The following is a 19826-nucleotide window of genomic DNA, read 5'->3' as shown; positions in this document are numbered from 1 at the left end:
TTGACATGACGAAAGAGGGTGGGATATTTGGCGCAACCGGGGGTTAGCCCTCCCCAACACCCACCCTCGAACACGCGACCCAAACGGCCCTACGCAAGCGGAGGCGGCGGCAGGCGGTAGGTCGCAGGCGTTCGGGACAGTCGGATCGGGTTCGCCACAAGATCAACCCCGCCAACATCCACAACGGGCTCCAACCCAAGATCCGCGGCCAACCCAAACGCCCCAGCGAGGTCGTTCACCGGCCCACAAGGCACCCCCACCGGCGTCAACACCTCAAACCACTCCGGCGCCGTCTTCTCCAACAACAAAGGCCCCAACAGCCCCATCAACTCATCCACATGCGCAACCCGACCCGAGTTGGAAGCAAACCGCGCATCCACCCCAACCCCCAACACCGAACACAACCGCCGAAACTGCCGATCGTTCCCCACAGCCAACACCATCGGCCCATCAGCAGCCCGCACAACCTCATAAGGCGCAATAGAAGGATGCCGATTCCCCAACATCCCCGGCACCACCCCCGCCGCCGTGTACCCAGCACTCTGGTTCACCATCGACGACAGCAACACCGACAGCAGGTCAACCTCCACCAACTGCCCTTCCCCAGTGGCATCCCGATGCCGCAAAGCAGCCAAAATCCCCACCGCCGCGTGAACCCCGGTCAACACGTCCACCAACGCCACCCCGGCCTTCACCGGCTCCCCACCCCGCTCCCCGGTGACGCTCATCAACCCACCCACGGCCTGCACCAGCAGGTCGTACCCAGGCAACTCCCGCCCCTTACCAGCCCCAAACCCGGTAACCGAGCAGTACACCAACCCAGGCCGCTCAGCACGAAGCGCCGAGTACCCCAACCCGAACCGCTCCATCACCCCAGGCCGAAAGTTCTCCACCACGACATCGGCCCGACCCACCACCTCCCGAGCAGCAGCAAGCCCCTCAGCAGTCCCCAAATCCACCACCACAGAAGACTTGTTCCGATTCACCGACAAGAAATAAGTAGCCTGCCCACCAGCAAAGGGCGGCCCCCACCCCCGAGTCTCATCCCCACCAGGCGGCTCGATCTTCACGACCTCCGCCCCGAGATCCGCCAGCAACATCGTCGCGTAGGGAGCAGCCAGCACCCGCCCGAAATCCGCGATCACCAGCCCACCCAACGCGCTCACGTCACCTGCCCCTTCAACCGCATGGCCGCCAACACCCGATCCTGCGCCAACGCCCGAGCGGCCTCATGCGTGGTCACCCCAGTACGCGCAGCCTCCCGAACCACCAACCCAGCATTCCCCCGCAACTTCGACGACACGGCAGTCATCACCGTCGAAGGCACCACCGGAAACGGCGAATACCGCGCATCCATCCCAAAAGCAGCCGCGATGATCCCACCAGCGTTGGCGATGAAATCCGGCACCACAGTGATTCCCCGAGCCGCCAAAACCGCCTGCGCAGCAGCGGTAGTAGGCAGATTCGCCCCCTCCACCACCATCCGGGTATCGACCCGCCCAGCCCAGTCCTTGTCGATCACATCCTGAGTAGCCGCGGGCACCAACACGTCACACGGCGCCAACAACTCCTTCCCCAACGGCAACACCCGCCCGTACTCCGCCACAGCCGCGTCCCCGACCGACTCCCGCAACGCCAACAACCGCGCCACGTCCAACCCGTCCGGATCGTGCAGCGCACCGTGCACGGACGACACCGCGACCACCACAGCCCCCAGCTCGGAGAACCGCCGAGCCGCCGCCGCCCCCACCGCCCCGAACCCCTGGATCGCGATCCTCTTGCCCCGCACCGACTCCGTCAGCTCGTCGGCCACCTCCGCGACCCCGAACCCGGTCACGCCCAGCTCGTCGTACGGCAGCCCGCCCAACGCCGCAGGCGCGCCCATCATCGCCCCGCGATCGCCCAGCTCGTCCTGCACGATCGCCGCGTCCCGCTCGGTCAACCCCACGTCCAACCCGAGCACGTACTCGCCCGGCACCTCGTTCGACAGCGCCCGCGCGAACGCCCGCAGCGCCTTCTCCTTGTGCGGAGAGGCGGGGTCGAACACGATCCCCGCTTTCGCGCCGCCGAAGAACAGGTCGACGGCCGCCCACTTCCACGTCATCACCCGCGCCAGCCGGGCGATCTCCCCGGTGGTCACCTCGGGCCCCATCCGGGTCCCGCCCTTGCCCATCCCGCGGGCGGTGTTGTCGATGACCAGGACGCCCTTCATCCCGGAACGCCGATCGGACACCGTGACGACCTTCTCCGGTCCCCACTCGTCCATGAGCTGCAGCACGTCGGTCATCGGTGTCCTTCAGACGGTGTTGAGTTCGGGCCGGTGGGCGTTGGACGCGAACCGGTTCGCGTCCAACGTAGACACGTCGACGACGGGCGGCCGCCCGAGGTACAGGTCGCGCACCACCTCGCCCACGGCGGGCCCCTGGAGGAACCCGTGCCCGGAGAACCCGGTCGCGTACAGGAACCGCCCCGGAGCCTCGCCGATCAGCGCGTTGTGGTCCGGTGTCACCTCGTACAGCCCGGCCCACCCGGTCGCGATCCCGACGTCGAGCAGGGCGGGCGCGCGCACGCCGATCGCCTCGGCCAGCCGCGGCAGCCACGCGTCCGAGCGGCCGAGGTGGAAGCCGGGTTCCTGGGCCGGGTCGGACATGCCCATCAGCAGCCCCCGGCCCTCGCGGTGGAAGTAGAACGACGACGCGAAGTCGATGGTGAACGGCACGACCGGCGCGAGGTCCGGGATCGGTTCGGTGCACACGATCTGCCGCCGCAGCGGCGTCACGGGCAGGTCCACCCCGACCATCTCGCCGATCCGCCGCGACCACGCGCCCGCCGCGCAGACCACCGCCGACGTCCGGATCACGCCCCGGTTCGTCACGACGGCGCTGATCCCGTCGCCGTCCGACCGGATGTCCACCACCTCGGTCCGCGTCCGCACCGAGACCCCCAACCGGCGGGCGGCAGTGGCGTAGCCCAGGACGACCGACTCGGGCGTGCAGTGCCCGTCGTCGGGGGAGTAGGCGGCCGCGAGCAGACCCTCGGTGGAGATCAGCGGCGACAACGCCTTCGCCTCCGCCACCTCCAGCATCCGGCTGGGCACGCCCAACCCGTTCTGCAACACCACGTTCCGCTCGAACGACGCCACGTCCGCCGCGTTCGACAGCAGGAACAGGTACCCGCTGCGGTGCAGGTCGATCTCCTGCCCCGGCCGTTCGCCGAACCGCGCGAACGCCTCCAGGCTGCGCGCCCCGAGCCGGACGTTCACCTCGTCGGAGAACTGCGCCCGCACCCCGCCCGCGGCCTTGCTGGTGGACCCCGACCCCAGCTCGTCGCGCTCCACCAGCACGACGTCGCGCACCCCGGCCTCGGCGAGGTGGAAGGCGGTGCTCACGCCCATCACCCCGCCGCCGACCACGACGACCTCAGCGGAGTCGGAACTCAAGGTCGGCCTCGATCTCCACGGTGTCCATCTGCGCCTTCTGCAACGACCCGGAGTAGTCCCAGTTCATCGACTGCCAGCGGGTGAACTGGTCGAGCACCCACATCCCGGACTGCCGGGATCCGTTGCCGGACTTGCCGTTCCCGCCGAACGGCAGGTGCGCCTCAGCTCCGGAGGTCGAGTTGTTGACGCTCACCATGCCCGCCCCGATGCCCGCGCGGAACCGGAACGCCTTGTTCGCGTCGGTCGTGTAGATCGCGCAGGACAGCCCGTAGCCGGGCCGGTTGCCGAGCTCGATCGCCTGGTCCAGGTCGGTGTACGCGGTCACGCCGACGATCGGGCCGAACGTCTCCTCCAGGAAGAGCACGTCGTCCGGCCGCACGCCGTCCACGATCGTCGGGTGGTAGTACAGCCCGTGCTCGGGGTCGCCGACGAAACCCTTGCGGGGGTTGTCCTTCGTGACGCGCCCGAGCCCGCTCGACCCGTGGACCGAGTGGTGTCCCTGGATCGCGTCGAGCGACCGCTCGAAGCCCGCCGCGAACTTCTCGTCCAGCAGCGGCCCGAAGAGCACGTCCTCGGCCGGGTCGCCCACGACCGCGTTCTCCGTCGCCTCCACGAATCGCCGCAGGAACTCCGCGCGCACCGACTCGTGCGCGATCACCGTGCCCAGCGACGTGCACCGCTGCCCGGCCGAGCCGAACCCGGCGAACAGCGCTCCCTGCACGGCGAGGTCCAGGTCGGCGTCCTCGGTGACGACCATCGGGTTCTTCCCGCCCAGTTCCAGGCAGGGCGTCTGGAGGTGCCGCCCGCACAGCTCGCCGATCCGCACCCCGACCGCGGTCGACCCGGTGAACCCGACCTTGTCCACCAGCCGCTCCTGAAGCGCCTGCTCCAGCCCGTCGAACGTCTGCTCCCCGTCGGAGAACACGATGTTCAGCACGCCTTCGGGCAGTCCGGCGGCGGTGAAGACGTCGTAGAACGCCTGCGCGGACGCGGCGGAGTACTCGGCGGGCTTCCACACCACGGTGTTCCCGCAGAGCAGGGCGGGCACGATGTACCAGGACGGCACCGCCACCGGGAAGTTGCCCGCGGTGATGATCGCCGCCACCCCGACCGGGTTCCGGAACGTGAACAGCTGCTTGTCCGCCATCTCCGACGGCACCGTCTGCCCGTACAGCCGCCGCCCCTCGCCGAGGAAGAACTCGCAGGTGTCGACGATCTCCTGCACCTCACCGCGCGCCTCTTTGAGCGGTTTCCCGATCTCCCGCGTGACCAGCCGCGCCAGCGACTCGAAGTTCGCCGTCACCAGCCGCCCGATGTTCCCGATGACCTGCCCACGCACCGGCGCGGGCACCGCCGCCCACGCCTTCTGCGCCGATCGAGCGTGCCGCGCGGCCTCGACCAACGCGGACCCCGGAAGCAGTTGCACCTCCGTGACCACGTCGTTCACGTCAAGAGGACTGGTCGACGAGTAGGCGTATCCAGGTGGCATAACCCCAGCAAACAGTGGCACGACCACCTTGCCAAGGGTGCTTTCGGGGCTACTCGCCCTTCTCCCCGTCCGCCAGTTCCCGCAGGAAGTCGAGGTGACCGACGTGCCGGGCCGTCTCCTGGATCACGTGCACGAGGATCCAGCGGATCGTCTTGTCGTCCGGCACGGCCGTCGGCTCGTCCGGCCCGCGCCCCGCCAGGGCCTTCTCGGACAGCTCCCACTCGGCCTGGTAGTCGGCGATCACCGAGTCCGGCGTCTCCTCCGGCCCGAAGGTCCACGACGCGTCGGCGTCCGCGCCCCACAGCTCCGGCAGGTCGGAGCCGCCGCCGATGATCGACATCCAGTACCGCTCCACGGCCGTCAGGTGCTTGAGCACCCCCATGGCCGTCACCACCGGCGACGTGGGGAGGGGCGCGGCCGCGCCGAGTTCCCGGCTCAGCCCCGACACCTTCGAGGCGGCCGTGAGCCGCAGGAACGTCAGGAACTCCCACTGGAGCCGCATCTCGTCCGCGGCGTTGGTCCGGGGCCAGTGGCGGTCAGGCAGGTTCGAACTCATGTTCGACACCCTAACGGCGTCGGTACCACCTCGGCGAGGTCGACGGCGGGGGCTTCAACCGGGCCCGCACCACGAGCACGTTCGGCCCGTCGGCCGCCACGAACTCGGCCAACCGGGCCCCGAACGCCGGCCCGAACCCGTCCACGGCCACCGCGGGCACCCCGAAGCTCCCCGCCAGCGCCACGAAGTCCGGCGTGCGCAGGTCCACGCCCGTGGTCGGGTGGCCCGCGACCTCCTGGTCGTACCGCAGCATCCCGTACCCGCCGTCGTCCACGATCACCACCGTCACCGGCAGCTGTTCCTGCGCCGCGGTGGCCAGATCCCCGCAGGCGAACAGGAAACCGCCGTCCCCGCACACCGCCACCGCCCGTCCGACGACGGCCGCGCCCAGCGCCGCGGGGAACCCGAACCCGAGCGTCCCCCACCCGACGGGGTAGGCCAGCCCGCGCGGCCGGGCCACCCGGTGGAACCCGCCCACCCAGTACCCGGCGACGCACATGTCCGCCACGAGCGTCGCCGACACGCCTTCCAACGCCGCCAACAGGTACGCGGCCTGCGGCTCGTCGTCGGCCACGGTCCGCCGCACCTCGGCGTTGACGCCGCTCACCAGGTCCACCACCGGACGTTCCGGCAGCGCCTCGACCAACGCCGACACCACCCGCCGAGCGTCCCCGACGAGCACCACGTCGGACGGGTAGTTCTTCGACGCGTCGGCCTCGTCCACGTTGACGGACAACAACTTCCGGGGTCTCGGCTGCGCCCAGTTCTGCGTGGACATCCCGTCGAAGTCGGTCCCGATCGCGACCACGAGGTCGGCGTCGTCCCACAGCGCCCCGACCTCCGGCACGTGCGCGGGCCCGTGCACCGCGTACGGGTGGTCGAGCGGCAGCAGGCCGCGCGCGGCGAACGTCGTCAGCACCGGCGCAGCCATTCGCCGAGCCAGTTCCCCGACGTCGGCCCCGGATCGCGCGGCCCCGCCACCGGCCCAGATCAGCGGCCGTTCGGCCGACGCGATCAACGCCAGCGCCTCGGCGAGGTCCGGCGGGGGAGTGTCCTCAGTGGACTCGAACGAGCCGTCGATGGCTTGCGCCGTAAGGAAGTCCGTGGGCACACCGAGGTAGACCGGGCCTTGCGCGCCGGACAGCGCCGTCACCACAGCGCGATGTCCATGAGCGGCCAGGGAGTCCGCGTCGGGCACGGTCCAGCCGTCCTTGACGACCGGCCGGAACATCCCGAGCTGGTCGCGGGTCTCGTGCAGCACGCCCCGGTAGACGCCCTCGACCCGCAGCGTGGACGGGATGTCCGTGGCGACCACCAGCACCGGCGACCCGGAGGCCATCGCCTCCCCGACCGCGCCCAGCGTGTTAGCCGCGCCCGGCCCGGTCGTCACGACCGCGACCCCGAGGCGTCCGGTGGCGCGGGCGTACCCGTCGGCGGCGTAGACGGCCGTCTGCTCGTGCCGGACGCCGATCATCCGGATCCCGGACTCGCGCAGCGCCTCCCACACGGCCAGGTTGTGCACGCCCGGCAGGCCGAACACCACCTCCACGTCGTGGGCGGCGAGCACTTCGAGCAGCCGTCGGGCTCCGGTGACCATGGTCCCGACGGTAATTCAGCGGGGCAGCGCCCGTGAAGCCGTCCGCGAGGGCGCCTCGACCAGCCCGTGCCGGAGCAGCCAGGTCACGGTGGCCGCCGTGTCCTCCGGCCGTTCCCGCGGGTCGAACCGCCGCAGCGCCTCCAGCACCTCGCCCAGCGGCCGCCCGTCCAGCTCGCGCCACACGCGCAGGGCCCGCTCGGACACCTCGACGTCCCGACCGTGACCGATGAGCGCCCAGCCGTGCAGCAGCCGGACCGGGGTGGCGAACGGGCTGCGGCGCGGGCCGTCGCCGCCGACGCGCTCCGGGGGAGCGGGCAGCTCGTCGAGCCGCCCGAACCAGCCTTCCACCGTGGCCCACGACAGCAGCAGCCCGGCGACCCGCAGCCGTTCCGCGGCGAGCGCGGCACCGGGCCTGCTCAGCAACCGCGAGACCAGGTCGCACCACGGCGCGGTCACCGGGTCGCGGCTCAGCCGCCGGACCAGCGGCCGGTCGTCCGACCGGGGGTGCCCCACGGCGGCGAGAACGGCCTCGCACGCGCTCTCCAGGGCCTCGGTCGACGCGATGGCCGCCGTGACCTCGTCGTTCGCCGCGAGCGCGGCCTCCGTGTCCACCGCGCGGGCCGTGGCCTCGGTCCCGTGGTGGAGCACCCCGATCCTGCGCACCTTCGTCAGCGGTTCGGTCATGGTTGTTCCACGAATGGCGGAACCGATCGGTTCACCTATTCGGGAAATTGCAGGTCAGAAGTGGTCAAGAACACTGTTGGCAGAGGTTGGTACGCTGGTAATCGGCGTGTTTGAGCAGACGTGAGGCTGGTAGCCACTCCCCGGCAACGGGTGGCTGATCCGCCGCGGGGTAGAGGTACCCCTGCTCAAGAGGACTTCCAGACCACCGAGTCGACGCACGTGCGCGCGTCCTACTTCGCCGAGCCGGGCGGTGCGAGCGGGAGCCCGACGTGTCACGCACATCCCTCACCGACCAGCTGGTCGACCTCCGCCGGGTGTACACCGGCGAGAACCTGTCGCAGGCCGTGCCCGCGATCAAGGCGGCGTTGGCAGCCTTCTCCGCCACCGACCGAGACCTGGTCGTGGACGCCCTGCGCGGCCGGGCCGCGCTGCCCGAGCGGTTGAGCCTCGAACTGCTGCCCGGCGCGTTGTCCACGGCCCAACTGGAGCTGGAGGCCGCGCTGCTGCGGGTCGCCTCCGACGCCTCCTCCCACCTCCAGCTGCGGCCGCCCGCGAGCATGTTGAGGCCCGCGCACGCGTTCCGCGCGGTCGAGCCGTTCGCCGTGCCGCGCGTGCACCTGGCCGACTACGCGCTCGGCCCGCTGCTCTACGAACTGCTGCCGCGCCACGAGGGGGAGTGGGTCGCCGGGATGGCGGGGCTGCGGGTCGTCCGGCACCCGCGGGCCGTCGAGCTGCGCGTGCTGGACGAGCCGGAGGCGCGGGTCGTGCTGGCCGGGGTCGACGCGGCGGCGTGGGACGTCGGCATGGCGTACGTGCGGCAGCTCCTGGTCGACCGCGACCTGCCGTCGGTGTTCGCCGAGGGCGACCTGTCCGAGCCGGAACGCGCCCACCTGGCCGAGCACGGCCGCACGCCCGGTCCCGCGGTGCTCGGCAGCGCCCTGCTGCGGCGGATCGCCCTGTTCGCCAGGACGCCGTGGCTGCGGTCGTGGTCGCAGGGCTCCCAGTGGTGGCTGGAGTGGCCGGGCGGCCTCGGACTGGTCTGGGTGGCGGACCGGCTGGTGCACGGCGTGTTCGGCCTGCCCGGTGTGGTCGAGGCCCCCAGTTCGGCGGGCGGGCTCGGCCTCGCGGTCGGGTCGGACCAGCTGTTCCTGCGCGAGGTGGACGGTCCGGACCCGGCGAACGAGGAGGCCCTGGCCGCGTTCGACTGGCCGTCCGGCGTCACGGGGTGGTCGGCGATCCTCTAGAGGTGTTGGGGCGCAAGGCTTTCCGGTCTCGCGCCCCGACAGTCGCATGTGGACCGACCGGTCCGCCCCCGCTCGCCGCGGGCGCGGGCCGGTCCCGGACGCCGCTCCCTCGTGTCCGCGATCACGGCGCTTTGCGATGGTGAGGCCCATCGGCGTCGGTAGACTGCCCTCGACCAGCCGCGTCCGCAGCCGGTCAGGTCAAGACCGTCAGGAGGACCCCGGTGACCCAACCGGCCGAGGCCCACCCCGCGCCCCGCCGCGTGCTCGTCGCGGAGGACGAAGCGCTGATCCGACTTGATCTCGTCGAGATGCTGCGCGAAGAGGGCTACGAGGTCGCGGGTGAGGCGGCCGACGGCGACGAGGCCATCAAGCTCGCCACCGAACTGCGCCCCGACCTGGTCATCCTCGACGTGAAGATGCCCAAGCGCGACGGCATCGAGGCCGCGTCGGTCATCGCGGGCGGCCGGATCGCCGCCGTCGTGATACTGACCGCCTTCAGCCAGCGCGAACTGGTCGAGCGTGCGCGGGACGCGGGCGCGATGGCGTACCTCGTCAAGCCGTTCGCCAAGCGCGACCTGGTGCCCGCGATCGAGCTGGCGATGAGCCGGTTCTCCGAGCTCCAGGCGTTGGAGCTGGAGGTCGCGGGCCTCAACGACCGGCTGGAGACCCGCAAGGTCGTCGAGCGCGCCAAGGGCCTGCTGATGAGCAAGCAGAACCTGTCCGAGCCCGAGGCGTTCCGCTGGGTGCAGCGCACCGCGATGGACCGCCGCACGACCATGAAGGCCGTCGCGGAAGCGGTCATCGAGAACTTCGGCTGATCAGCTGGTCAGCCGCACGAGGGTCGACCGCTCCTTCCCCGAGGGGTCGGAGGGGACGACCTCCAGCTCGACGGTGTGCTCCCCGGTGGGCAACTGCCCGAGTTCCAGCCCGACGGTGTAGGAGCCGCCGAGCCCCGGCCCGTCCCGTGAGGTCGAGAGCACGACCGCGAGCTGCCGGTCGATCCGCAGGCGGAACCCGGCGACGCCCGCCACGGACCCGCTGACGGCCTCCGCGCCGATCCGGTCCAGGGTGATCACCAGCACGACCCGGCGGGGCCCCAGCGGCTCGTCGGCGGGCACGACGCGGTTGTCCTGGTCGCGCACCTCGACCGAACCGGCGGGCAGCTCGTCGGCCGGGCGCGGCTTGGTCCGGGCGGCCCGAGGGGCGGGCGGGCCCGTGGCGGTGGAGTCGACCTCCAGGTAGCTCGACCGCACGACGCCCCGCGCCGCCCGGCTGTTCGCCACCCGCACCACGAACGGCGTCAGCGAGTCGGGCCCGGCGTCGGCCAGCAGCTCGGGCGGCAGGTCCGCGACCACGGTGATCGCCGCGCCCCGGCTGACCACGCCGGCCGAGGTCGGCGCGGGAGCGGTCGGGACGGCGGGGATCCGCGCGTCGCCGAGCTGCACGACGATCGTCGCCGGGTCGACCGGCCCGTCGAACGCCACGGTGGTCCGCAGCCGGGCGGCCGTCGCGCCGCGCAGGGGAGCGCGGGACACGCCGATGCCGGGCGGCGGATCGGCCAGGTCGAGCACCTCGCGGGTCGCGGGCACGGTCGTCGTCTCCACCACGCCCCGCGCCGGGACCCGCTCGCCGCTGAACCCGGCGACGTCCAGCCGCACCAGGCTCTGCCGCCCGCGCGCCCCGCGCAGTCCGATGAGGACGGTCGCCTCCCGCCACGCGGGCACCGCGCCGGACCCGCCGACCTGCCTGCCGTCCTGGAGCACCCGCACCCCGGACCGGGTGAGCAGCACGTCGAACCGGTGCAGCACGGACGTGCCCCGCCTGGTCGAGGTCTCCGAACCGCCGTCGGCCACCACGGGCACGTCCGGTCCGGTCAGCACGCGGGCGCCCTGGTCGTCGAGCGAGACCCGGATCGCGCCGGGCGGCAGCGCCGGGTCGGCGACGTCCTCGGTGCCCACCTGGTCGGGACCGCCGGGCACCAGGTCGACCGTCAGCCCGCCGCGGGCGCCCGCGGCGTCGGTGATCACGCCGACCCTGCCGAGCACGTCGTCCACTTCGGACAGCCGGAGCGGCTGCCTGGCGCGCAGCACCGCGGAGTCCGCGCCGCAGTTCATCTCCACCAGCAGCGCCCCGCCGGCGGTGTCGGCGTTCACGCAGCTGCGGTAGCCGTCGACGTGCCACAGCGAACCCGCGCGGCTCGGGTCGGTGGTGCCGGGGTCGTCGAAGTCGTCCAGCAGCCCGGTCAGCCCGTCGCGCCACCTGCCGTCGTCACCGGTGCGGCCGACGACCTCCCGCCACGGCGAGCGGCGGCCGACGGAGTCCACCGTCCGGACGCCGACGCGCTGCTCGACGCCGTCGGGCAGTTCGTCCAACTCGACCTCGGTGCTCGCGACCAACCGGGTGCGGGCCGGTTCGCCGTCGCGGTGCCACGACACCTCGTACCCGGCCGCCCGCGCCGGGTCCGCCACGCCGGGCAGCGACGAGCCCCACGCGACCCTGATCCGGTGCGGCCCGCCGAACGCCTCGACGCGGTCGGGCGGCTCCGGAGGGTCACCCGGACCGGTGACCAGGAGGTGCGGACCGGTGAAATCCGCCAGCGAAACCGGTGGTGGCGCCGGGATCGTAGGGGGGTCGTTCTGGGCGTGACGAAGGGCTACGACGACTCCCACGAGCACGGCGAACGCGGCCAACGCCGTGGCCGGCCTCCGCCATGGAGTCATCTGGCAATGTTATGCCGAGATCACCCGTCCGATGGATACAACTAGCTTAAGACCCGCACGTATTGTGATCGCGCTATCACAGCAGGCAGCCGAACTGAAAATCGTTCGGGTGCGCCCTCCGCACCGGCTCTGAGCAGCGGCGATGATCCCGCGAGCGGGAGAGATCCAGTGTTACGGAGTGTATAAATTATCAAGTCAAACATAACGCCGCGTTGCGTTATGGTCACGAGCACCTTGCCTGTGGTGACGGCCACCCACTTCATCGCCTAGGTTCCGGCCAACCCTCAGGAGAGGGGATTAAGAGCGGTGAGCGGAGACCTCGCTGCCGCCAAGAGCGTGGATTGAGGAGGGACGTCACGTGCGTAAGCACTCAGTGAAGTCCGCAGCAATCGTTGTCGGTGTTCTGCTCGTCGCTGGAGCATGCGGCACGAACAAGACCGAGGCCGGTGGTTCCGGAGGTGCTTGCGACACGTCCAAGGGCACCCTGGTCATCGGTGTGATCGCCCCGCAGTCGGGTGGTCTGTCCGCTCTCGGCCTCGGCATCAAGAACTCGTCCCAGCTCGCGGTGGACGAGGCCAACGAGAAGTGCACGGTGAAGGGCTACAAGCTCGCCGTGGACACCCAGGACGACGAGGCCAACCCGGCCAAGGGCGCGCAGGCCGCGACCAAGCTGTCGTCCGACCCGAACGTCGTCGGCGTCGTCGGCACGCTCAACTCGTCGGTCGCCCAGACCGTGCAGCCCATCCTCCTGCAGAAGAAGATCGTGCAGGTCTCCCCCGCGAACACGAACCCGACGCTGACCCGCGGCGCGGACTTCGCGACCGCTCCGAAGCGCGCGTTCGACACGTACTTCCGCGTGTGCGCCACCGACGAGCTCCAGGGACCGTTCGCGGCCAACTACCTGGTGACCAAGGCCGGCAAGAAGAAGATCGCCATCATCACCGACGGCAAGACCTACGGTGAGGGCCTGGCGGCCGAGTTCACCAAGCAGGCCACCAAGAACGGTGCGACGATCGTCGCGACCGCGAAGATCGGCGAGAAGGACACCGACTTCGCGTCGGCCATCACCGCGATCTCCGGCGCGGCTCCCGACGCCCTGTACTACGGCGGCGAGTACCCGCAGGCCGCCCCGCTCTCCAAGCAGATGAAGAGCTCCGGCCTCAACATCCCGCTCATGGGCGGCGACGGCATCTACGACGACAAGTACATCAGCCTCGGCGGCGGTGACGGCGACCTCGCGACCTCGGTCGGCGCTCCGACCGAGAAGCTGGACAGCGCGAAGGCCTTCGTCGACGCGTACGCCAAGAAGGGCTTCAAGGACGCGTACGGCGCGTACGGCGCCTTCTCCTACGACGCCGCCAACGCCATCATCGGCAGCCTGGCGACCGCCCTCAACGGCGGCGACTGGTCCGAGGGCAAGCGCGCCGACCTGCTGAAGGCGGTCGGTTCCTACAGCGGCACCGGCGCCACCGGCGGCATCAAGTTCGACGAGTACGGCGACAGCACCAACAAGGTCCTGACGGTGTACCAGGTCACCGGCGGCAAGTGGAACGCGGCGGAGACCGGCGAGTTCACCGGCTGAGCACGACTACTGATCGTTTGACGTCAGATGCGGTGGGGGCGGGCAGTTCTGTCCGCCCCCGCTGTCTACGGAGGTAGAGGTAGTCGTGTCAACCCTGCTTCAACAGCTGGCCAACGGGGTGGTGCAAGGCGCGTTGATCGCGCTCATCGCCCTCGGGTACACCATGGTGTACGGCATCATCCAGCTGATCAACTTCGCGCACGGTGAAGTCTTCATGGTCGGCGCCTACGGCGGCCTGGCGACCTACACCTGGCTCGTCCCGGACTCCGTCAAGGACGTCTGGTACGTGTCACTCCCACTCGTGCTCATCGGCGGTGTCGCGGTCAGTGTCGCGGTCGCACTGGTGATGGAGCGCTTCGCCTACCGCCCGCTGCGCAACGCACCAAGGCTCGCACCGCTGATCACCGCTCTCGGTGTCTCGGTGTTCCTCCAGGAGTTCGTGCGCAACTTCTACCCGAACGCCACCGCGGCGCTCCCGTTCCCCGGTGTGTTCGTCCAGGGGCAGCTCGTCCTCGGCCCCATCAGGGTCGGCTACAGCGGCATCCTGCTGATCTTCGTCTCGGTGATCCTCTCCATCCTGCTCCAGACCTACATCAACCGGTCCCGCATGGGCCGCGCGATGCGCGCCACGGCGCAGGACCCGGACACCGCGAAGCTCATGGGCGTCAACCCCGACCGGGTGATCGTCCTGACCTTCGTGCTCGGCGCCGTCCTCGCGGGCGTCGCGGGCGTCCTCTTCGGCACGTACCTCAACAACATCAACACCGACATGGGCTTCCAGACGGGCATCTTCGCCTTCACCGCGGCGGTGCTGGGCGGCGTCGGCAGCATCCGCGGCGCGGTGGTCGGGGCGTTCATCATCGGCCTGGTGAAGTCGCTCGCGGGGCAGTACATGCCCGGCGGCACCCAGTACGACTACGTCTGGATCTTCGTCATGCTCATCCTGGTGCTGGTGTTCCGGCCTCAGGGCCTGTTCGGTGAGCCGGAAAGGGTGCGCGCGTGAGCAAGATCGCCAATACAGTGAAGCCCTTCGCGCGTCCGCTGGCCATCGTGGGTGGCGTGCTGCTGATCGTGGCCGCGCTCCTGCCGTGGGTGACGTTCGCCCTGAACTCGGGCAACTACCCGGACCGCGCGACGCTGCAGTACTTCGACGCGCCGTTCCAGGTCACCGGTTTCCGGTGGCACATGCTCCTCCTCGGTGTGCTGGTGCTGGTCGCGGTCTTCGCGCCGATTCCCAGCAAGGCTCGAGTCATCAGGTCGCTCGGCTGGGGTGGCCTCGCCGTCGCGTTGATCAACTCGATCTTCATCACCACCGAGGGCGGCGGCCTCGGCGCCATCACGGCGTCCGACGGCAACGTCGCGTTCGGCGGGATCGTCGGCATCGTCGCCGGTCTCGCGGTCATCTTCGCGGGCACGGGGCTCGGCATCGAGCTGCCCGCCAAGTGGAACATCAAGCTCGCCCGTCCGTGGGCGTACCTGGTGCTCGTGGTGACGTTCGCCGCCGTGCTGTTCGCCGTCGCGCAGACGTTGACCGCCGGTGGCCAGGGCGGCCCGGCCAACCCGTACGCGGGTGGGCTGTTCCTGTCCTTCCTCGGGTTCGCGGCCGGTCTGCTGACCGCGCTCAACGGGTTCGGCCTCATCGGCTGGATCTCCGAGCTGTCGGAGAAGCACCGCGCGTTCAGCGTGGTCGTCCTCCTGGCCTGCGCGCTGCTGCTCCCGTTCACCAACGCCGGCTCCGAGTACTGGATGACGGTCGCGGCGAACATCGGCATCTACGCGGCCACCGCGATCGGCCTCAACATCGTGGTCGGTCTCGCGGGCCTGCTCGACCTCGGCTACGTGGCGTTCATGGGCATCGGCGCGGTCGTCGCGGCGAACCTGTCCGGCGCCGCGGCCTCCAAGGTCGGCATCGACCTGCCGTTCCCGATCGCGGCGATCATCGCCGCGATCATCGCGGGCATCTTCGGCGCCGTCGTCGGCTCGCCGACGCTGCGCGTCCGCGGTGACTACCTGGCGATCGTGACGCTGGCCTTCGGTGAGATCTTCACCAGGTCCGCGCAGAACAACATCGGCGGGCTCACCAACGGCGCCAACGCCATCCCCGGCGTGCCGCCGCTGAACCTGTTCGGCAAGGAGTTCAACGAGACCCTCTCCATCGGGGCCGTCGAACTCCCCGCGGGCGTCCTCTACTACGTCCTCATCGTCCTGCTCGTCGCGGGCGTGATGGCGATCTTCGCGAACCTCAAGTTCAGCCGCATCGGCCGGGCCTGGATCGCGATCCGCGAGGACGAGGACGCCGCTCGCGCGATGGGCATCAAGACCGGCAAGGCGAAGATCCTCGCCTTCCTGGTCGGCGCCACGCTCGCGGGTCTGGCGGGCGCGGTGTTCGCGCACAAGAACGGCACCGTCTCGTACGAGAGCTTCAAGTTCCTGGAGTCGGTCACCCTGCTCGCCGCGGTCATCCTCGGCGGCATGGGCTCGATCCCCGGTGCCGTGCTCGGCGCGTCGCTGCTGTTCGTGCTGCCCGAGAAGCTGCGCGAGTTCAGCGACTACCGGTTGATGATCTTCGGCCTCGCCCTGGTGCTGATCATGCGGTTCCGGCCGCAGGGCCTCGTGCCCGACCGCCACCGCAGGGCCGAGCTCGCTGGTGAGGATGTCGGCGGGGTTCCGGTCGACGAGGTGCACGAGCACGACACGAAGGGGGCCACGGCGTGAGCACGCCAGTCCTGGAAGCGCGCGACGTCTCGATGGTCTTCGGTGGCCTCAAGGCGTTGCAGAACGTGTCGTTGAAGCTGGACGAGGGCAAGGTCGTCGGTCTCATCGGCCCCAACGGCGCCGGCAAGACCACGTTCTTCAACTGCCTCACCGGTCTCTACACGCCGACCACGGGCAGCGTGCTGCTCAAGGGCGACGTGCTGCCGGGCGACCCCGCGAAGGTCACCACCGCGGGCGTGGCCCGCACGTTCCAGAACATCCGGCTGTTCCCCAGCATGACCGTGCTGGAGAACGTCATGGTGGGTCGGCACGTGCGGATGAAGCAGGGGCCGCTGGCCTCGATCTTCCACGGTCCCGGTTACCGCAAGGGCGAGCGGGCGGCGCGCGAGCGCTCGTCCGAGCTGCTGGAGTTCGTCAACCTCCCCGGCATCGAGGACGAGTTGGCGCGCAACCTGCCCTACGGCGACCAGCGCCGCCTGGAGATCGCCCGCGCGCTCGCGACCGACCCGGCCGTCCTGCTGCTGGACGAGCCGACCGCGGGCATGAACCCGCAGGAGACCGAGGCGACGCGGCGGCTGATCCTGGCCATCCGCGAGACCGGCGTCTCCGTGGTCGTGATCGAGCACGACATCAAGTTCATCTTCAGCCTGTGCGACTCGGTCTCCGTGCTCGTGCAGGGCCAGCTGCTGGTCGAGGGCAGCCCCGAGGTCGTGCGTCGTGACCCCAGGGTCATCGAGGCCTACCTCGGCAAGCCGCCGGACGAGGTCGAGGCCGAGGTCGCCGCGATGGTCGAGGAGACGCAGCACACCAAGGCTGCCGAGACCACCACCGAGACCACGAAGCCGGAAGGGGAGCAGGCATGAGCGCGCTCCTTGAGGTCCGCAACCTCAGCGTCGCCTACGGCGCGATCGAGGCCGTCCGCGACATCTCGTTCACCGTCGAGGCCGGTCACATCGTCAGCCTCATCGGCGCGAACGGCGCGGGCAAGACCACGACCCTGCGGACCATCTCCGGTCTGCTGCGGCCGACGGGCGGCGACATCCTGTTCCAGGGTGAACCCATCCACAACCAGCCCGCGCACGCGATCCTCAGCAGCGGCCTCGCCCACTGCCCCGAGGGTCGGCGGCTGTTCCCGCGCATGACCGTGGAGGAGAACCTCCAGCTCGGCGCCTACGTCCGCAAGGACGACGGCGTCGAGGCGGACATGCAGCGCGTGTACGAGCTGTTCCCCGTGCTCGGCGAGCGCAGGCAGAACAAGGCGGGCCTGTTCTCCGGCGGCGAGCAGCAGATGCTCGCCATCGGCCGCGCGATGATGTCCAAGCCCAGCCTGCTGATGCTCGACGAGCCCTCCATGGGCCTCTCGCCGATCATGACGCAGCTGATCTTCGACACCATCAAGGAACTGCAGAAGCAGGGCACCACCATCCTGCTCGTCGAGCAGAACGCCCTGGCGGCTCTCGCCCTGTCCGACCACGCCTACGTGATCGACCTGGGCAAGACCACCCTCGAAGGCCCCGGCCACGAGCTGCTCGCGGACGAACGCGTCCGCGCGGCGTACCTCGGCGAGGACTAGCACCGGAGCACGACACCTCGGAGCCCCGTCTCTCCCTGTGGGAGGCGGGGCTCCGTCGCGCGCACGGCAGTACCTTGTCCCCCATGGGGAACCACGTGATCACCGTCCTGGGCGCGACCGGCAAGACCGGCAGGCACGTAGCCGCACAAGCGGTCGACGAGGGTTGGCTAGTCCGCTCGGCGGGCCGCACCCGAGCCGCCCACGGCGAGCACACGCCGTTCGACTACGACGACGACACCACCTGGCGCCCGGCGTTCGAGGGCAGCGACGCCGCCTACGTGGTCATCCCGTTCAACCACCCCGGCGCCCCCGAACGCGCCCCGGCCGTCCTCGCAGCGGCGGCCGACGCGGGTGTCGGCCGGATCGTGCTCCTCTCCACGATCGACGTGGACCACGCCCCGGCGGACGACCCGACCCGGATCGCCGAGGAAACCCTCGCCGCCCTCCCGGTGGCCTCCGCGTTCGTCCGCCCGACCTGGTTCCTCGACAACTTCACCGTCGGCTCCTTCAGCGGCATGCTGGAGCGGGGCGAACTCCGCCTCCCCTCCGAGGACAGCCGCATCCCGTTCGTGGACACCAGGGACATCGCGGCGGTGGCCGTGGCCGCCCTGGCCCCGAACGGCCCCACCGGCCCGCTCCCGGTGACGGGCCCGGAAAGCGTCGACCACCACGCCGTGGCCGAGGCCCTGTCGGAAGCCCTCGACAAGCCCGTGAGCTACGAATCCGTGTCGGCCGAGGAGTTCACCACCCTGCTCATGGATCGGGGCTTCCCGAGGAGCTACGGCGAGTTCCTGGCCGAGGCCCTGATCAAGGTCGTGGACGGCCGCCTGGTCATCCCGGTCGCGGACACCGTGCACCGCCTCACCGGCCGTCCGCCCCACTCGGTGGACGACTTCGCCCGCCACCACGCCGCCACCTCCGCGACGCGGTGATCCGCCGCCCGATCGCCGAGGGACGCTCCGCATCACCTGCCGCACAACGACGACCGGCCGTCCGATGAGGAATCCGGCGGATCCCGCGGGTATCCTCCCGTGGGCGGGCGAAGCGCCTCGCGCGAGCCGAAGACAGGTGGTCACACGTGGGTATCTTCGACGCGATCCGCGGCGAGTTCATCGACATCATCGAGTGGACCGACGACAGCCGTGACACGATCGTGTGGCGGTTCCCGCGCCACGACAACGAGATCAAGATGGGCGCGAAGCTCACCGTCCGGGAGTCGCAGGTCGCTGTCTTCGTGAACGAGGGGCAGGTCGCCGACGCGTTCCCGCCCGGCATGTACACGCTGAGCACCCAGAACATGCCGGTCCTGTCCACCATCAAGGGCTGGAAGTACGGCTTCGACTCGCCGTTCAAGGCCGAGGTGTACTTCGTCAACACCCGGCAGTTCACCGACCTCAAGTGGGGCACCCAGAACCCGGTGATCCTGCGCGACGCGGAGTTCGGCATGGTCCGGCTGCGCGCGTTCGGCGGCTACGCGATCCGCGTGCTCGAGCCGGTGGCGCTGCTCCGGGAACTCGCGGGCACCGACCCGCACTTCCGCACCGACGAGGTGTCGGACTACCTCCGGACGATGGTCATCGGCAAGCTCGGGCCCGCCATCGCGGCGGCCCAGGTGCCGATGCTCGACCTGGTCACCCAGCAGGAGCAGATCGCGGGGAAGATCGCCACCGCGCTCAACCTCGAACTGCGCGAGGTCGGCATCGAGATCTCGAAGTTCGTCATCGAGAACATCTCGGTGCCGCCGGAGGTCGAGGCCGCGATGGACAAGCGGACCCAGATGGGCGTGCTCGGCAACCTCGACCAGTACTCGCAGTTCCAGTCCGCGAACGCGATCGAGGCCGCGGCCAACAACCAGGGTGGCGCGGGCGAGGGCTTCGGCATCGGCATCGGCGTGGCGCTCGGTCAGCGCGCGGGCGCGCCCCAACAGGCTCCCGCACCCCAACAGGCTCCCGCACCCCAACAGGCTCCCGCACCGCAGCAGACGCCGCCGCCGCTCCCGCAGGGGGAGCAGTGGTTCGTCGGCGCGAACGGGCAGCAGCTCGGCCCGTTCGACCGCGCCGGGCTCGGCGCGCAGATCTCGGCGGGCACGCTCACCAGGGACGCGCTCGTGTGGAAGACCGGCATGGCCCAGTGGATCCCGGCCGCGCAGGTGCCGGAGGTGTCGGCGCTGTTCGCCACGACCCCGCCGCCGCTCCCGCCGCAGTCCTGAGCCGTGCCGACCGTTCCG

General features: G+C 70.4%; 17 protein-coding genes. 9 read left to right on the top strand and 8 right to left on the bottom strand.

Going from position 1 to position 19826, the window contains the following annotated elements; translation table 11 throughout:
- Positions 1-89 precede the first annotated feature (89 nt).
- The 7 genes from ACFWW9_RS30900 to ACFWW9_RS30870 are packed head-to-tail and all read right to left on the bottom strand — an operon-like array spanning position 90 to position 7765.
- Positions 90-1145: a CaiB/BaiF CoA transferase family protein gene (locus ACFWW9_RS30900; protein WP_390385215.1), complete on the bottom strand. Its 1056-nt coding sequence runs from the start codon at positions 1143-1145 to the stop codon at positions 90-92.
- A 17-nt stretch (positions 1146-1162) separates the two neighbouring features.
- Complete coding sequence (locus ACFWW9_RS30895; RefSeq protein WP_390385212.1) at positions 1163-2287, bottom strand: Glu/Leu/Phe/Val dehydrogenase dimerization domain-containing protein; 1125 nt, start codon at positions 2285-2287, stop codon at positions 1163-1165.
- Positions 2288-2296: 9 nt separating this feature from the next.
- Positions 2297-3439: an NAD(P)/FAD-dependent oxidoreductase gene (locus ACFWW9_RS30890; RefSeq protein ID WP_390385209.1), complete on the bottom strand. Its 1143-nt coding sequence runs from the start codon at positions 3437-3439 to the stop codon at positions 2297-2299.
- A complete protein-coding gene (locus ACFWW9_RS30885; protein WP_390385207.1) occupies positions 3420-4928 on the bottom strand; it encodes an aldehyde dehydrogenase family protein in 1509 nt (502 codons plus the stop codon). Before ACFWW9_RS30885 ends, ACFWW9_RS30890 begins: the two co-directional genes overlap by 20 nt.
- 49 nt (positions 4929-4977) lie before the next feature.
- Positions 4978-5484 carry a DinB family protein gene (locus ACFWW9_RS30880; RefSeq protein WP_390385205.1) on the bottom strand — a complete coding sequence of 169 codons (507 nt, stop codon included), beginning with the start codon at positions 5482-5484 and terminating at the stop codon, positions 4978-4980.
- Positions 5485-5494: 10 nt separating this feature from the next.
- Positions 5495-7081: a thiamine pyrophosphate-binding protein gene (locus ACFWW9_RS30875; RefSeq protein ID WP_390385202.1), complete on the bottom strand. Its 1587-nt coding sequence runs from the start codon at positions 7079-7081 to the stop codon at positions 5495-5497.
- A gap of 15 nt (positions 7082-7096) precedes the next feature.
- A complete protein-coding gene (locus ACFWW9_RS30870) occupies positions 7097-7765 on the bottom strand; it encodes a hypothetical protein (RefSeq protein WP_390385200.1) in 669 nt (222 codons plus the stop codon).
- 269 nt (positions 7766-8034) lie between these two features.
- Here ACFWW9_RS30870 and ACFWW9_RS30865 point away from each other — a divergent pair, with 269 nt between their 5' ends.
- Positions 8035-9009, top strand: a complete 975-nt coding sequence (locus ACFWW9_RS30865) for a hypothetical protein (protein ID WP_390385198.1) — start codon at positions 8035-8037, stop codon at positions 9007-9009.
- A 221-nt stretch (positions 9010-9230) separates the two neighbouring features.
- Entirely contained in the window at positions 9231-9827 is a 597-nt protein-coding gene (locus ACFWW9_RS30860) for an ANTAR domain-containing response regulator (protein WP_390385196.1), read from the top strand.
- Here the strand turns inward: ACFWW9_RS30860 and ACFWW9_RS30855 are convergent, their stop codons facing one another.
- The gene (locus ACFWW9_RS30855) at positions 9828-11729 is read right to left on the bottom strand and encodes a hypothetical protein (protein WP_390385194.1); all 1902 of its coding nucleotides are present in this window, start codon (positions 11727-11729) and stop codon (positions 9828-9830) included.
- Positions 11730-12225: 496 nt separating this feature from the next.
- On the opposite strand from ACFWW9_RS30855, the gene ACFWW9_RS30850 reads away from it, so the two are divergent.
- From ACFWW9_RS30850 to ACFWW9_RS30820, 7 genes are all read left to right on the top strand, one after another.
- Entirely contained in the window at positions 12226-13311 is a 1086-nt protein-coding gene (locus tag ACFWW9_RS30850) for a branched-chain amino acid ABC transporter substrate-binding protein (RefSeq protein ID WP_390385192.1), read from the top strand.
- Positions 13312-13396: 85 nt separating this feature from the next.
- Positions 13397-14314 (top strand): branched-chain amino acid ABC transporter permease, encoded by a 918-nt coding sequence (locus ACFWW9_RS30845; RefSeq protein WP_390385190.1) that lies wholly within the window; start codon positions 13397-13399, stop codon positions 14312-14314.
- Positions 14311-16026, top strand: coding sequence for a branched-chain amino acid ABC transporter permease (locus ACFWW9_RS30840; RefSeq protein WP_390385188.1), 1716 nt, complete (start codon positions 14311-14313; stop codon positions 16024-16026). The genes ACFWW9_RS30845 and ACFWW9_RS30840 overlap by 4 nt, the downstream gene beginning before the upstream one ends.
- Positions 16023-16889: an ABC transporter ATP-binding protein gene (locus ACFWW9_RS30835; protein WP_390385185.1), complete on the top strand. Its 867-nt coding sequence runs from the start codon at positions 16023-16025 to the stop codon at positions 16887-16889. Before ACFWW9_RS30840 ends, ACFWW9_RS30835 begins: the two co-directional genes overlap by 4 nt.
- Positions 16886-17599, top strand: a complete 714-nt coding sequence (locus tag ACFWW9_RS30830) for an ABC transporter ATP-binding protein (RefSeq protein WP_390385183.1) — start codon at positions 16886-16888, stop codon at positions 17597-17599. Before ACFWW9_RS30835 ends, ACFWW9_RS30830 begins: the two co-directional genes overlap by 4 nt.
- Positions 17600-17682: 83 nt before the next feature.
- Entirely contained in the window at positions 17683-18531 is an 849-nt protein-coding gene (locus tag ACFWW9_RS30825) for an NAD(P)H-binding protein (RefSeq protein WP_390385180.1), read from the top strand.
- Positions 18532-18677: 146 nt separating this feature from the next.
- Positions 18678-19808, top strand: a complete 1131-nt coding sequence (locus tag ACFWW9_RS30820; RefSeq protein ID WP_390385178.1) for an SPFH domain-containing protein — start codon at positions 18678-18680, stop codon at positions 19806-19808.
- The last annotated feature ends 18 nt before the right edge of the window (positions 19809-19826 follow it).

Origin of the sequence: Umezawaea sp. NPDC059074 (assembly GCF_042738955.1) — a bacterium.
Lineage (GTDB): Bacteria > Actinomycetota > Actinomycetes > Mycobacteriales > Pseudonocardiaceae > Umezawaea.
Note: the sequence above shows the minus strand (reverse complement) of the source record. Positions and strands in the feature narration are given on the sequence as shown.